Origin of the sequence: Bradyrhizobium sp. NAS80.1, from assembly GCF_001908205.1 — a bacterium.
Classification (GTDB): domain Bacteria; phylum Pseudomonadota; class Alphaproteobacteria; order Rhizobiales; family Xanthobacteraceae; genus Bradyrhizobium.
This window is the reverse complement of sequence record NZ_LGHL01000258.1, coordinates 1-12,858: the sequence shown is the minus strand read 5'-3', so window position 1 is coordinate 12,858 and position 12,858 is coordinate 1. Positions and strand designations below refer to the sequence as shown.

The window sequence follows — 12,858 nt, the reverse complement described above, 5'->3', positions numbered from 1 at the left end:
GGCGGCGCGGATAACGCTCGCCACCACCACCGCCACCGCCCTCGAAGCCGCCTTGGCCGGCATTCACCTGCGGCTGCGCGCCGGTGATGAAGGAGGGCAGGCGGTCGACGCTGCCGGCATCGGCAACGACGGGCTGCGGCTGGTTCTGCGGTTGCGGCTGGGGCTGATACTGCGGCTGCGGACGATGATCGCGCTCGCGGTGCTCGCGCGGCTGCTGCTGGTCGCGCTGATAGGGCTGCTGGTTGTCGCGCTGCTGATGATCACGCTGGCCGTCGCGCGTGTAAGGCTGCTGCTGCGGTTGCGGAACGAAGCCCGGTTCCTGGCCGAAATTCGAGAAATTCTCGCCGTCGTCCTCACCAAAGTCGCTGCTCGTGCTGATCGGCTCGTCGCCGCGCGGCTGCTGGTTCTGGCGGAACTGTTCCTGAGCGGCGGCGATCAGGCGGAAATAATGCTCGGCGTGCTGGTAGTAGTTCTCGGCTGCAACGGGATCGCCCGAGGAGCGCGCGTCGCGCGCAAGCTGGAGATATTTCTCAGCGATGTGCGAGGCGGTACCGCGGATCTTGATGTCGGGTCCGTTGGACTCGTAGACCCGGGTCATCGGGTTCTGGCTGCGCCGGTTGTTGTTGTTATTATTATTGTTGCGGTTGCGCATCCGCTGCTTGTTCTGACCGTTTCTCATGTCCTGCCTTTAATTCCAGCCCTAAAGGTTGCACGCACTACTGATTGCTGAGAGTGACCTGGTGACAGCGGTTCACATTCCTCGCGCGCACCGCGCGCAAGAGCGGCTTGAACCCTGCCGATGTTTGTCGACCGTCGCGTTCAACAAAGACGCGTTCCCCACTCGCCAGCATTCATCGCCAGCGAACCCATTCATTTCGCCTGCCGAAACAAGCCCAGCTTTCTCGCGTAAGTCTTCAAGCGCAATATCAGGCTTTCGTTCACGTTGCGGTCGGAGAGCAGCGCAGCTCCACTGGCCATCGCGCTCAACAGGACCTGCGGCTTGGAACCTTAAATCAGTAAAGCTCTCGCCCGAGAGCCCGGCTTTCACCCGTAGGTCTACGGGGCCGGTACCGATGTGTTGACCGGAACGTAGTCGTTCCGAAGGGATATTCCAAGAGGTTTTTACAGGCCAAACCGGCTTTTATGGGGGCATTTTTCGGGCCGAAACGGCCCGCAGAATGCCTGCCAGATCGGCCCTGGGCGGCCTGTCCACCGTTAACGCGGCGGCCGTCATCAGGGTTTCGATATCACGGGCCTGCCCCTGTCCGGCCTCGACGATCAGGGCCCCGCCGGGCGCGAGCCGTTCAGCCGCCTGCGGGATCAGGGCGCGATAGGCGTCATAGCCATCATTGCCGCCGTCGAGCGCCAGATGCGGATCGTGCTCGCGCACCTCGATGCTCAGTTTCGGAATTTCCCCCGAGGGAATATAGGGCGGGTTCGACACGATGAGGTCGAACGGGCCTTGAAGCGCTGCCGCGTAGGAGCAGGCGACGAACGCGGCGCGGTCGGCGAGGCCGAGCGCAGCCGCGTTGTCGCGCGCGGTTTCGAGTGCCGTCAGGCTGACATCGGTGCCTACTCCAAACGCCTCGGGAATCTCGTGCAGCAGTGCGAGCAGGATGGCGCCCGATCCGACGCCGATATCCGCGATCCGCGGGCGCCGTCCCGATATCGTGAGCCCTCGAAAAATCTCGAGCGCCAGCTCGACCACGGTCTCGGTGTCCGGTCGCGGCACCAGCGTCGCCTCGGACAGCCGGAACGGCAGGCCCCAGAATTCCCGCGCGCCGAGAATGCGGGCAACCGGCTCATGCGCAAGCCGGCGCTGCGCATATCCTTCGAGCCGCGCGGCCTCCTCGGGCGTGAGTTGTCGCGCCGCCTGCGTGACCATGCCGGTCAGATCGAGCTCCAGCGCGGCGCCAACGAGCAGGCGCGCATCGAGGGCGGCCTCCTCGAGGCCGGCCGATTGCAGCCGCGCGGTGAGGGCGCGCCGCGCACTCTCGATGCTGTTTCCGGAATCGAACCCTGTCGCCAATGGAGCCATCCTGCCTCGCATCGTGGATAGATCGGCGGCATTGCTTGCGTCAACGGAAAGGAGCGCGTTTGATCGCACCTCGCGGCGAAGGAGGCATCCATGACAGCCTATGACGATCAGAACGTCTTCGCAAAGATCCTGCGCGGCGAGATTCCCTGCTTCGAGGTTTTCAGGGACGACCGCAGCTTCGCCTTCCTCGACATCATGCCGCGCTCGCCCGGGCACACGCTGGTCATTCCCCGAGCGCCGGCGCGCGGCATCCTCGACATCGCGGATGACGATCTCGCCGCGGTCGCCCGGACCGCGAAGCGGATCGCGATTGCTGCGATGAGGGCGTTCGACGCCGAGGGCATTATTCTCCAGCAGTTCAGCGAGCGGGCCAGCGGGCAGGTGGTCTTTCACCTGCACATGCATGTCATGCCGGTCAGGGCCGGCGTCGAACTGCTGCCGGCGCAGACGCGCAAGGAAGATATGGCCGTGCTCGCTGAACACACCAAACGGATGATTGCGGCACTTGGTGGCTGAACCTGGCGACTGACCAGGCCAAGCCGCCGAATTGCCTCGGGAAACGGGACCACTTCTCCATGACAACCAGCAACCGCATCGTCCTCTCCAGCGACCACGCTGCTATTCAACTTCGACAAGCCATTGCCGCTCATATCGCGGCGCATGGCTGGGTGGTGGTCGACATCGGACCGACGACGCCGGAGAGCACACACTATCCTAAGCACGGCGAAGCGGCGGCGCGGCTCGTCGCCTCGGGCGATTGCCGGTTTGGCATCATCCTATGCGGCACCGGCCAGGGCATCATGATGGCAGCGAACAAGGTGAAGGGCATCCGCTGCGGCGTTTGCGCCGACACATTCTCAGCCCGCATGATCCGCCAGCACAACGATGCCAACATGCTGTCGATTGGCGCGCGCGTGGTAGGCGAAGGGCTGGCGCTCGATATCGTGGATGCGTTCCTGGCCGCGCAGTTCGAGGGCGGCAGGCATGCGGCGCGGGTGGAGATGATCGGGGCGCTGGAAGGATAGCGCCGTTCTTTGCTTCATCAGGGGGGCCACGTCCTAGACGCCGAGATAGCGCTGCAGCAAGACCGTAGGATGAATTGAGCTGTTACGAAGCCCATCATCGCTACAAAGTCGAAATTGACGAGTGCAGCTTTGCTCCACCCAAGCTACGAGCCAGCGATCCTTCCTCGAACCTCCATCATTTCTTGTTCAGGGGGCGGGGCCGAAGGGGGTAGCCAATCGGACATTCGAGCGCGGCACGATCCCAGCTTCCGATATCAGCTGCCGCCCGATAGGTGCTTTGCAGGAACTCCATGAGCGTCGCCTCCGGCTCGCTGGATTTTCGCGCAAGGTCGTAGGGTAGGAGATGTTCGCCGAGCTTCTGATCGAAGTATGCGCCCGCCGGCATGACCTGTCCGTCAGCAAAGCCATTCGGGGTGGGATAGGCATAGTAGAAAGCCGCAAAGTCTGTACCACCTCCGCCCGGCCAAAAGCCGGCGGACGAGACCTCGTCGCTGTAGGCCTCGCGGGTCACGACGTCCGGCAAACCCGGGACGCCACCCGGGTGAAGCGGAGCGGGACGCCCAGAGAAACGCGTCTCGCGCATTCATCTGGACGAGTTGAGTGCTGCTGCTCCCGCCCTGGGCAAGATTCTACAATCGTTTCGGGCCAAGAGCGCTAAACGGGGCGCGCTGGACAGGGCGCGCTGAACAAGACGCGCTGAGGCGCGGGATTTAAGCCGCCGCACCTTGCGCGGCGAGCTGCGCGGCCTGGTGCTCGGTGGTCAGCGCGTCGATCAATTCGCCCAGCGCTTCGCCCGCGATGACCTGCGGCAGCTTGTAGAGCGTGAGATTGATGCGGTGATCGGTGACGCGCCCTTGCGGGAAGTTGTATGTGCGGATGCGCTCGCTGCGGTCGCCGGAGCCGACCTTCTCCTTGCGCTCAGCCGAGCGTGCGGCTTCGACGCGCTGCCGCTCGGCGTCGTAGATGCGCGAGCGCAGGATGTTCATGGCGGAGGCGCGGTTCTTATGCTGCGAGCGGCTGTCCTGCATCATCACGACGATGCCGGTGGGGATGTGGGTGATGCGGATCGCCGATTCCGTCTTGTTGACGTGCTGGCCGCCGGCGCCCTGCGCGCGCATGGTCTCGATGCGCAGGTCGTCGTTCTTGATGTCGACGTCGACATCCTCGACCTCGGGCAGCACGGCCACCGTCGCGGCCGAGGTGTGGATGCGTCCCTGCGTTTCCGTGTCGGGCACGCGCTGCACACGGTGCACGCCGGACTCGAACTTCAGCTTCGAGAACGCGCCGCGGCCCTGCACCTCCGCGATGATTTCCTTGTAGCCGCCGACGGTGCCTTCGCTCGCGGAGATCACCTCGACCTTCCAGCCCTGCAAGCTCGCGAAGCGTTCGTACATCCGGAACAGGTCGCCGGCGAACAATGACGCCTCATCGCCGCCGGTGCCGGCGCGGATTTCCAGCACGACGTTGCGGTCGTCCATGGCGTCCTTGGGCAGCAGCGCGACACGGATCTTCTGGACCAGTTCCTCGATCCTGGGCGTCAGCTCCTCGCGCTCGGCTTCCGCCATGCTGCGCATCTCGGCATCCGTTGCGGGATCGGCGATCAGCGCCTCGGTGTCGGCGAGCTCTTTCACGGCGGAGCGATAGGTTTTGACCGCCTCGATCAGCGGGGTGATCTCGGCGAGCTCGCGGGTGATCTGGACATAGCGCTCGGAGGCGAGCTGGCCGAGCGATTCGGCCTCCAGAGAGGCGTGATGCGCGAGCAGGACGTCCAGTTTGGCTTCGGGGAGTGACGACATCGGTTCGGTCTCAAATGGGCGGAAGGAGGCGAGGCGGCGGGAAGCGGCGATAGACCCGCTACAAAGCCAGGCCTTCGGCCTCGGCAAATTCCGTCAGCTTCTGCCGGATCGAGATGCTGCCGGCGGGCGCGTCCAGCAACGGGCCGAGCATCGCCTCGGCCTTCTTCGCATCGAGATCGATCACCATCGCCTTGACCGGGCCGAGCGCAGTCGCCGAGAGCGACAGCGAGCGATAGCCCATCGCGATCAGGGCGAGCGCTCCGATCGGCTTGGAGGCCATCTCGCCACAGAGCGAGAGCGACTTCTTCGCCGCGTTCGACTTGCGCGCAATCTCGCGCAGCACGCGCAGGATCGGCGCGGACATGGTGTCGAAGCGCTCGGAGACCTTGGCATTGCCGCGGTCAACCGCGAACAGGAACTGGAACAGGTCGTTGGAGCCGACCGAGATAAAGTCGACCTTCTTCAAGAGCTCGTCGAGCTGATAGAGCAGCGCCGGCACCTCGACCATGGTGCCGATGTCGATCCGCTCCGGCAGCGTGTGCCCGTGCTGGCGCAGATAGGTAAGCTCGCGCTCGACCAGCGCCTTTGCGGCGTCGAACTCGGCGACCTCGGAGATCATCGGAAACATGACGCGCAGCGCGCGACCGCCGCCGGCACGCAGCAGCGCGCGGATCTGGCCGCGCAAAAGGCCGGGACGGTCGAGCCCGAGCCGGATCGCGCGCCAGCCGAGCGCGGGATTCTCCTCGATCACCGCTTCCATGTAGGGCAGCGCCTTGTCGCCGCCGATGTCAAGGGTACGGAAGGTGACGGGCTTGGAGCCCGCGGCATCGAGCACGGTGCGATAGAGCGCGAGCTGGTCGCTGGTGCGCGGCAGGCTTTGGCCGACCATGAATTGCAGCTCGGTGCGGAACAGGCCGATGCCGGCGCTGCCGGTGTCGTCGACGTGCGGCAGGTCGATCGCTAGACCCGCGTTGATCATCAACTCGACCTTCTGGCCGTCTTTGGTGACGCAGGGCCGGTCGCGCAGCGCCAGGTACTGTGCCTGGCGGCGGGCGCGGAACCGCACCCGTTCGGCAAAGGCCGCCTCAATCTCCTGCGACGGGCGCACATAGATCGAGCCCGACGTGCCGTCGACGATGATGGCATCACCGGGGTCCGCAATGCCCGGTGCGTTCGGTACCTCGCCGACCGCGGGAATGCCGAGCGCGCGCGCCACGATCGAGACATGGGAATTGGCGGTGCCTTCCTCCAGCACGATGCCGCGCAGGCGCTTGCGGTCGTAGTCGAGCAGCGCCGCCGGACCCATCGCGCGCGCAATGACAATCGCATTGTCGGGCAGTTGCTCGCGCGAGGGGGGCGTGGTCCTGGCCGACCAGCTGCCGCATCAGGCGGTAGCCGAGATCCTCGAGATCGTGCAGGCGGTCGCGCAAATAGGGATCGGTCGAGCGCAGCATGCGCGCGCGGGTGTCGGACTGCACGCGCTCGACGGCGGCTTCCGCGGTGAGGCCGGTGGCGACCGCCTCATGCAGCTTGTGCGACCAGCCCTGGTCGTTGGCGAACATGCGGTAGGCTTCCAGCACATCGCGATGCTCGCCGCCTTCGGCGACGTCGCCGCGTTCCAGCATGCGGTCGAGATCGGCGCGCAACTTGGCGAGCGCGGTGTCGAGCCGCTTGATTTCCTTCGGAAGGTCCTCGGCGATGTAGTCCTTGATGACGACGCGCGGCTCATGCAGCACGACATGGCCGAGCGCGATGCCTTCCGACAGGATCGCGCCGACCTTCTGCGCGGAATGGCGCGCGGCAGGCTCAAGGCCCGGCTGGGCCAGCGCGGACAGTTCGCCGGATGCGATCAGCTCCGCCAGCACCATCGCGGTGGTCTGCAGCGCCTCGAGCTCCTCCTCGACATAGTTGCGCTTGGCGCGGTTCTGCACCACCAGCACGCCGAGCGTATTGCCGGCGCGCAGGATCGGCACGCCGAGGAAGGAGTGATAGATTTCTTCGCCGGTCTCCGGGCGGAACGAGAAGGCCGGGTGGCTCTGGGCATCGCTCAAATTGAGCGGGGTCGCCTCGCTGGCGACAAGGCCGACCAGGCCCTCATGGGCGCTCAGCACGGTGTGGTGCACCGCCTCGCGCTTGAGACCTTCGGTGGCGTAGAGCTCGAGCGTGTTGTCGATGCGCAGCACATAGACCGAGCACACCTCGGCCACCATGTTGGCGGCGATCAGCACCACGATCTTGTCCAGCCGCTCTTGGGCCGAGACCTGCTCCGCCATGGTTTCGCGGAGCCGTCTCAACAAGACGCGGGGACCTCCCGACGCGCTCCGCATGTGCCGTCAATCTCCTCCGTCTGCCTGGCCCGGCGGTATCGGCCGGCGGCTGGCCCAAAACTCCAGAAGAACAAACAATTTTGTTTGTCCGGCGCAGGCGCAAGTCCAAATCTGTCTCGATTTGGCGCTTGCGCCGAATCAGCGCCGCCTGAACTGGGACACAGTCTGCGGCAGCCCACCCTGTTCGCCGTATAGCGAATTGAGGCTTGTTTTGCCAAGCAAAACGCCTGCCAAACGCGAAGGTGTGTACACCTTCGCGTTTGCTGCGACCGCTAAGAGAAAATTCGTCTAAGTCTGATCGAGACCGTAGAGCGTGTGCAGGGTGCGCACCGCGAGCTCGGTATAGGCCGTGTCGATCAAAACCGAGAATTTGATCTCGGAGGTTGTAATGGCCCGGATGTTGATATTCCGTCCGGCGAGAGCCGCAAATGCCTGGGCGGCGACGCCGGCATGGCTGCGCATGCCGCTGCCGATCACCGAAATCTTGGCAACGTCGGTAGCGGTGTCGAGCCGTGCATAGCCGATCTTGGCCTTGGCGGCGGTGATCGTCTCCTTGGCGCGGGTGTAGTCCGCGGCCGGCACCGTGAAGGTGAGGTCGGTGGTCTTGCCGTCCTCGGAGACGTTCTGCACGATCATGTCGACGTTGATGTTGGCATCCGCCAGCGGGCCGAAGATCGATGCCGCAACGCCGGGCTTGTCCTCGATCTGGCGCACCGAGATCTGGGCCTCGTCCTTCGAAAAGGCGATGCCGGTGACGACGTGGCTTTCCATGATCTCCTCCTCGCTGCAGATCAGCGTGCCGGGCGGCTGGTTGGCATGCGGGTCGATATCCTCGGGCTTGTCGAAGCTCGAGCGGACGAAGATCGGCATGTTGTGGACCATGCCGAGTTCCACCGAGCGGACCTGGAGCACCTTTGCGCCCTGGGAAGCCAGTTCCAGCATGTCTTCGAACGCGATCTTATCGAGCCGCCGCGCCTTCGGCACGATTCGCGGGTCGGTGGTATAGACACCGTCGACGTCGGTGTAGATGTCGCAGCGGTCCGCCTTGACGGCGGAGGCGATCGCCACGGCCGAGGTGTCCGAGCCGCCGCGGCCGAGGGTGGTGATGCGGTTCGTCTCGGGATTGATGCCCTGGAAGCCGGCGATGACCGCGACCTCCTTGCGCTCCTGGAAGCGCTTGATGATCTCGCTGCCGTCGATGTCCTCGATCCGGGCCGAGGCGTGGGCGTCGCTGGTCTTGATCGGGATCTGCCAGCCCTGCCAGGAGCGGGCCTGGATGCCCATGCCCTGAAGCACGATGGCCAGCAGGCCCGAGGTCACCTGTTCGCCGGAGGCGACGACGGCGTCGTATTCGCGCGCGTCGTGCATCGGCGAGGCCTCGGTGCACCAGGCCACCAGCTCGTTGGTTTTGCCGGACATCGCCGAGACGACCACGGCCACTTCATGGCCGGCGTCGACCTCACGCTTCACATGGCGTGCGACGTTGCGGATACGTTCGATGTTGGCGACGGACGTGCCGCCGAATTTCATCACGAGGCGGCTCATGACGACGCGTGCATTCCCTCATAAGGATAAGTATGGTGACCCGCGCGAGGCGATGCCGCGGACACCCGACCGCGCGTATACAGAGGGGCGGGGCCGGGGGCAAGCGGGTTCCTGCGGGGGGCCAATCCGGGCAATGGGTTAATCGAGGTTATGGCGCGCTATATTGACGAGATCCTGCAGCCCGGGGAGCGCGTGCTGTATTCGACCAATGCGCACTGGATCTTCTATTTTCCGGCCATCGTGGCCTGGATCGTGGCCATGGCCCTGTTCGTGGCCTCCCGTCAGACCACTATCTACAGCATAATGGTCCTCTGCCTGTTCGGCTCCGGCCTGGTGGCGCTGGTCGCCCTGTACTGGACCGTCCAGGGCTGGTTCCATCGCTTCACCACCGAGACCGACGTCACCAACCTCAGGGTTGTGCACAAGACCGGGTTCATCAAGCGCCGCACCTTCGAGATGGCGCTGGACAAGGTCGAGAGCGTCGACGTCAATCAGTCGATTCTTGGACGTATTCTCAACTACGGCGACGTGACGATTCGCGGCGTTGGCGAGGGGATCGAGACGATCGGGACCGTCGACTCGCCGCTCGCCTTCCGTAGTTCGATCACCACGCGGTAGGACCCGCCACTTCATGAGCATGCAACAAGATACTTCCGCAACCGCAAGCAACCCTCCGGGCTCGACCGTCGACGCCGCCGAGATCGCGAAATTCTCCAAGCTCTCGGCAGAGTGGTGGGACCCCAAGGGCAAGATGGCCCCGCTGCACCGGATCAACCCGCTGCGGCTCGGCTACATCCGCGACGCCGCCTGCCGCAAGTTCGAGCGCAACGTGCGCAGCCTCAACTGCCTCGGTGGCCTGCGTGTGCTCGACATCGGCTGCGGCGCCGGCCTGTTGTGCGAGCCGCTGTCGCGGCTGGGGGCGCAGGTCATCGGCATCGACCCGTCGGCGAGCAACATCGCCGCGGCGAAGCTGCATGCCGATAAGGGCCATCTTGCGATCGACTACCGCTGCACCACGGTGGAGGAGATCGATCCGCGCGAGCGCTTCGACATCGTGCTGGCGATGGAGGTGGTCGAGCACGTCGTCGACGTCGGCGTTTTCCTGAAGCGCTGCGCGTCGATGCTGAAGCCGAACGGGCTGATGGTGGTCTCGACGCTGAACAGGAACTGGAAGAGCTTTGCGCTCGCCATCGTCGGCGCCGAATACGTCCTGCGCTGGCTGCCGCGCGGTACCCACGAATGGAACAAGTTCGTCACCCCCCGACGAGCTGACAAAATATCTGCTCGACAACCGCCTCGTCATCACCGAGCAGACCGGCGTCGTCTACAGCCCCTTCGCCGACAAATGGACCCTCTCCTCCGACATGGACGTGAACTACATGGTCGTGGCGGAAGGCATGGTGTGAGGCTGCCGTGAGTGAGGTGCGAGCTGTCGCTCTCCGGGCGGTGTCGTCCCTGCGAACGCCGGGACCCATAACCACAGGCCCCTGTAGTTAGCCGAGACAGGCGTTCCGAGCATGTACTACGTCTACATCCTCGCCAGTCGCCGCCATGGAACGCTCTATATCGGCATAACCAACTCGCTCCAGAAGCGACTGGAAGAGCATCGGAGCGGCAAGGGCTCGGAGTTCGTCAGGCGCTACGGGGTGCACCGGCTTGTCTACACCGAGGCCTATGAGCGGGCAGAAGAAGCGATTGCCCGCGAAAAGCAGCTCAAGCGCTGGAAGCGCGACTGGAAGATCGAACTGATCGAGCGCGAGAACCCGGAGTGGCGTGACCTGAGCGATCTGCTGGTTTGATAGCACGCCGTTGCCAAATCGCTCGCTGTCGTCCCTGCGAACGCAGGGACCCATACCGCGGAATCTATCGGAAGGCATGGTGGTGGACGCGCGGGTTAGCAGCTTCCGCCTAACTGCTCCCTGGGGTTATGGGTCCCTGCGTTCGCAGGGACGAGAGGGGAGTTTGTGGCGCGGGCATCGCTCCCATGACATCCGTGCGGTTGACCGCGCGAGCCTCAGCTTGCAGGTTGGCCCACTCCTGTCCTGCTCTGGCACCCTCACCCCATGCTCACCGTCACCAGCCTCTGGATTCCCTTCACCGTCATTGCCGCGGTCGGGCAGGTCGCGCGCAATGCGATGCAGCGGTCGCTGACGAAGCCGCTGGGGACCTGGGGCGCGACCAATATCCGCTTCCTGTTCGGTTTCCCGTTCTCGCTGCTGTTCCTAGGCGTGGTGCTGGTCGTCTCCGGCGATCATCTCAGCATGCCGCCGACGGTGTTCTGGCCGTGGCTGCTGTTGGGGGCGCTCAGCCAGATCGTTGCGACCGGCCTGATGCTGCTTGCGATGAACGACCGCTCCTTCGTGGTGACGACGGCATACCTCAAGACCGAGGCAATCCAGACCGCGATCTTCGGCTTCGTCTTTCTCGGCGATCACCTCACCTGGCTCAAGGTGCCGGCGATCGTGATCGCGACCGTCGGTGTCGTCATCACCGCGCTCAGGCCCGGCGGCGGGAAGAGTTTTGCCGAGCTGAAGCCCACCATCACGGGGCTCGTCGCCGCGGCGGCCTTCGCGCTCTCTGCGGTCGGCTTCCGCGGCGCCATCATCACGGTGCCGAACGTGTCCTTCGTGACGGCCTCGTCCTTCACGCTGGTGCTCGGCCTGTTCGTGCAGACGCTGGTGCTGACGGTTTACCTGCTCTGGCGCGCTCCAAAGGTGCTTCAGTCGATCCTGGGCTTGTGGAGGCCGTCGGCGCTCGCCGGCTTCATTGGCGCCTTCGCGTCCCAGTTCTGGTTCCTCGCCTTCGCGTTGACGGCAGCCGCCAATGTCCGCACGCTCGCTTTGATCGAGGTGCTGTTCGCGCAAGGAGTGGCCTACTACTCGTTCAAGCAGCCGATCGCGCCGCGCGAGATCTTCGGCATCGTGCTGATCGTGGTGGGCGTGGCGCTGCTCGTGGGGGTCTGACCTCTTAGAGCATGATGTTTTTATACGGAAACATAGCCTGAGTTTTTGAGATAGTTGGCACACTCCTGCGCAGAAAAGAGGTCGAGGAGTTCGCCGACCTTGCGCCAAGTTGCCTCGACATCGCGCGGCTCAGCGGCTCGCATCAGATGTTTGAGCTTGGCGAAGACCTGTTCGATCGGATTGAGATCGGGACTGTAGGGCGGCAGGAAGAGCAGGTGCGCTCCGGTGGCGCGGATCGCATTGCGAGCGGACTTGCCCTTGTGACTGCCGAGATTGTCGAGGATGACGATCTCGCCTTTTGCCAGAGTTGGAGCCAGCACCTTCTCGACATAGAGGGTGAAGAGTTCGCCATTGATGGGGCCGTCGATGACCCAAGGTGCGCTGATCTGGTCGTGCCGCAGCGCTGCGATGAAGGTCATCGTCTTCCAGTGACCGAAAGGCGCGGATGCTTGGAGCCGCTCTCCACTCGGTCCCCAACCGCGCAGTGGCGCCATGTTGGTCTTGATCCAGGTCTCGTCGATAAAGATTAGGCGTGAAGCGTCAATCTTGCCTTGATGGGCCTTCCAGCGGGCCCGTTTACGAGCGATGTCGGGGCGATCTTGTTCGGCCGGCAGGATCGTTTTTTTTGAAGCTCAGCCCTTCGGCATGCACAAACGTCCACACCGCCCGTACGTCTGTCTTGATCCCGCGCGCCGCCAGCTCCTGTGTCAGCTTCCGCAAGGTGAACGGCCCCGAGAGAACGCACTTGCGCAGCCACTCAGCATTAGCGCCCGACAGAACCGGCTTCTTGTGACCGCCGATCTTGCCTGGCGAAACGCCTCCAGTCTCCCGCTGCAGATTCTTCCACTTCGTTACACAGGACGGGCTGATCTGAAGCGCCTCTGCAATCGAGAGAACCGTCTCCCCTGCGTCAGCCCGCGCCAGGGCCCGTTCACGAAGGTCTTCTGAATAGGGTCGCGTCATCCATGCTGGCCCCCGTTCTCCAGCATGGAGTTTGAATCAGAAATTAGATCCGATGGGAATCCCGATTCCGATAAAAAACAACATGCTCTAGCCGCCGTCATGCCCGGGCTTGTTGTTTAGCCCGAACAGATCACTGACGGGTGTTCGGAGACATAGCTGACACATCAACATGGGCTGGATTGGTCGATTTGGGAGGCCGTC

10 protein-coding genes and 3 pseudogenes are annotated in these 12,858 nt (G+C 64.1%); 6 read left to right on the top strand and 7 right to left on the bottom strand.

The window, feature by feature from the left end; all coding sequences use genetic code 11:
* Together AC629_RS40420 and prmC are read right to left on the bottom strand one after the other, a co-directional pair.
* A partial coding sequence (locus AC629_RS40420) for a DUF4167 domain-containing protein (RefSeq protein WP_084810247.1) occupies positions 1 to 679 on the bottom strand: 679 nt, incomplete at its 3' end.
* A gap of 462 nt (positions 680 to 1,141) precedes the next feature.
* Entirely contained in the window at positions 1,142 to 2,038 is an 897-nt protein-coding gene (gene prmC / locus AC629_RS40415) for a peptide chain release factor N(5)-glutamine methyltransferase (protein ID WP_143199829.1), read from the bottom strand.
* Between the two features lie 90 nt (positions 2,039 to 2,128).
* Here prmC and AC629_RS40410 point away from each other — a divergent pair, with 90 nt between their 5' ends.
* Entirely contained in the window at positions 2,129 to 2,554 is a 426-nt protein-coding gene (locus AC629_RS40410) for an HIT family protein (RefSeq protein WP_084810245.1), read from the top strand.
* Between the two features lie 59 nt (positions 2,555 to 2,613).
* Entirely contained in the window at positions 2,614 to 3,063 is a 450-nt protein-coding gene (gene rpiB / locus AC629_RS40405; RefSeq protein WP_084810244.1) for a ribose 5-phosphate isomerase B, read from the top strand.
* A gap of 175 nt (positions 3,064 to 3,238) precedes the next feature.
* On the opposite strand, the pseudogene AC629_RS40400 reads toward rpiB, so the two are convergent.
* The 4 genes and pseudogenes from AC629_RS40400 to AC629_RS40385 form a co-directional block, all read right to left on the bottom strand.
* Positions 3,239 to 3,637 (bottom strand): annotated as a pseudogene (locus AC629_RS40400) (DUF5996 family protein); the annotation flags it as partial.
* A 136-nt stretch (positions 3,638 to 3,773) separates the two neighbouring features.
* Positions 3,774 to 4,859 (bottom strand): peptide chain release factor 1, encoded by a 1,086-nt coding sequence (gene prfA, locus AC629_RS40395; RefSeq protein WP_084810243.1) that lies wholly within the window; start codon positions 4,857 to 4,859, stop codon positions 3,774 to 3,776.
* A 58-nt stretch (positions 4,860 to 4,917) separates the two neighbouring features.
* Positions 4,918 to 7,186 (bottom strand): annotated as a pseudogene (ptsP, locus tag AC629_RS40390) (phosphoenolpyruvate--protein phosphotransferase).
* A 288-nt stretch (positions 7,187 to 7,474) separates the two neighbouring features.
* The gene (locus tag AC629_RS40385) at positions 7,475 to 8,731 is read right to left on the bottom strand and encodes an aspartate kinase (protein WP_084810242.1); all 1,257 of its coding nucleotides are present in this window, start codon (positions 8,729 to 8,731) and stop codon (positions 7,475 to 7,477) included.
* A 150-nt stretch (positions 8,732 to 8,881) separates the two neighbouring features.
* Here AC629_RS40385 and AC629_RS40380 point away from each other — a divergent pair, with 150 nt between their 5' ends.
* The 4 genes and pseudogenes from AC629_RS40380 to AC629_RS40365 all read left to right on the top strand — a co-directional run bounded on the left by AC629_RS40380 (position 8,882) and on the right by AC629_RS40365 (position 11,694).
* Positions 8,882 to 9,349: a PH domain-containing protein gene (locus tag AC629_RS40380; protein ID WP_084810241.1), complete on the top strand. Its 468-nt coding sequence runs from the start codon at positions 8,882 to 8,884 to the stop codon at positions 9,347 to 9,349.
* 13 nt (positions 9,350 to 9,362) lie between these two features.
* A pseudogene (ubiG, locus tag AC629_RS40375) lies at positions 9,363 to 10,137 on the top strand (bifunctional 2-polyprenyl-6-hydroxyphenol methylase/3-demethylubiquinol 3-O-methyltransferase UbiG).
* 111 nt (positions 10,138 to 10,248) lie between these two features.
* Positions 10,249 to 10,530 carry a GIY-YIG nuclease family protein gene (locus AC629_RS40370; protein WP_084810240.1) on the top strand — a complete coding sequence of 94 codons (282 nt, stop codon included), beginning with the start codon at positions 10,249 to 10,251 and terminating at the stop codon, positions 10,528 to 10,530.
* Between the two features lie 264 nt (positions 10,531 to 10,794).
* On the top strand, positions 10,795 to 11,694 hold the full coding sequence (locus tag AC629_RS40365; RefSeq protein ID WP_084810239.1) for an EamA family transporter: 900 nt from the start codon (positions 10,795 to 10,797) through the stop codon (positions 11,692 to 11,694).
* Between the two features lie 20 nt (positions 11,695 to 11,714).
* On the opposite strand, the gene AC629_RS40360 is transcribed toward AC629_RS40365, so the two are convergent.
* Positions 11,715 to 12,657, bottom strand: a protein-coding gene (locus AC629_RS40360; protein ID WP_143199828.1) for an IS630 family transposase whose coding sequence is annotated in 2 segments (ribosomal slippage) — positions 11,715 to 12,320 and positions 12,322 to 12,657 — 942 coding nt in all. Because the reading frame shifts where the segments join, the coding sequence is not laid out codon by codon here.
* Between the last annotated feature and the right edge of the window lie 201 nt (positions 12,658 to 12,858).

Bases quoted from the DNA above. Each gene is read 5' to 3' on its own strand.
- prmC (WP_143199829.1), bottom strand. From the start codon at position 2,038: ATGGCTCCATTGGCGACAGGGTTCGATTCCGGAAACAGCATCGAGAGT.
- AC629_RS40410 (WP_084810245.1), top strand. From the start codon at position 2,129: ATGACAGCCTATGACGATCAGAACGTCTTCGCAAAGATCCTGCGCGGC.
- rpiB (WP_084810244.1), top strand. From the start codon at position 2,614: ATGACAACCAGCAACCGCATCGTCCTCTCCAGCGACCACGCTGCTATT.
- prfA (WP_084810243.1), bottom strand. From the start codon at position 4,859: ATGTCGTCACTCCCCGAAGCCAAACTGGACGTCCTGCTCGCGCATCAC.
- AC629_RS40385 (WP_084810242.1), bottom strand. From the start codon at position 8,731: ATGAGCCGCCTCGTGATGAAATTCGGCGGCACGTCCGTCGCCAACATC.
- AC629_RS40380 (WP_084810241.1), top strand. From the start codon at position 8,882: ATGGCGCGCTATATTGACGAGATCCTGCAGCCCGGGGAGCGCGTGCTG.
- AC629_RS40370 (WP_084810240.1), top strand. From the start codon at position 10,249: ATGTACTACGTCTACATCCTCGCCAGTCGCCGCCATGGAACGCTCTAT.
- AC629_RS40365 (WP_084810239.1), top strand. From the start codon at position 10,795: ATGCTCACCGTCACCAGCCTCTGGATTCCCTTCACCGTCATTGCCGCG.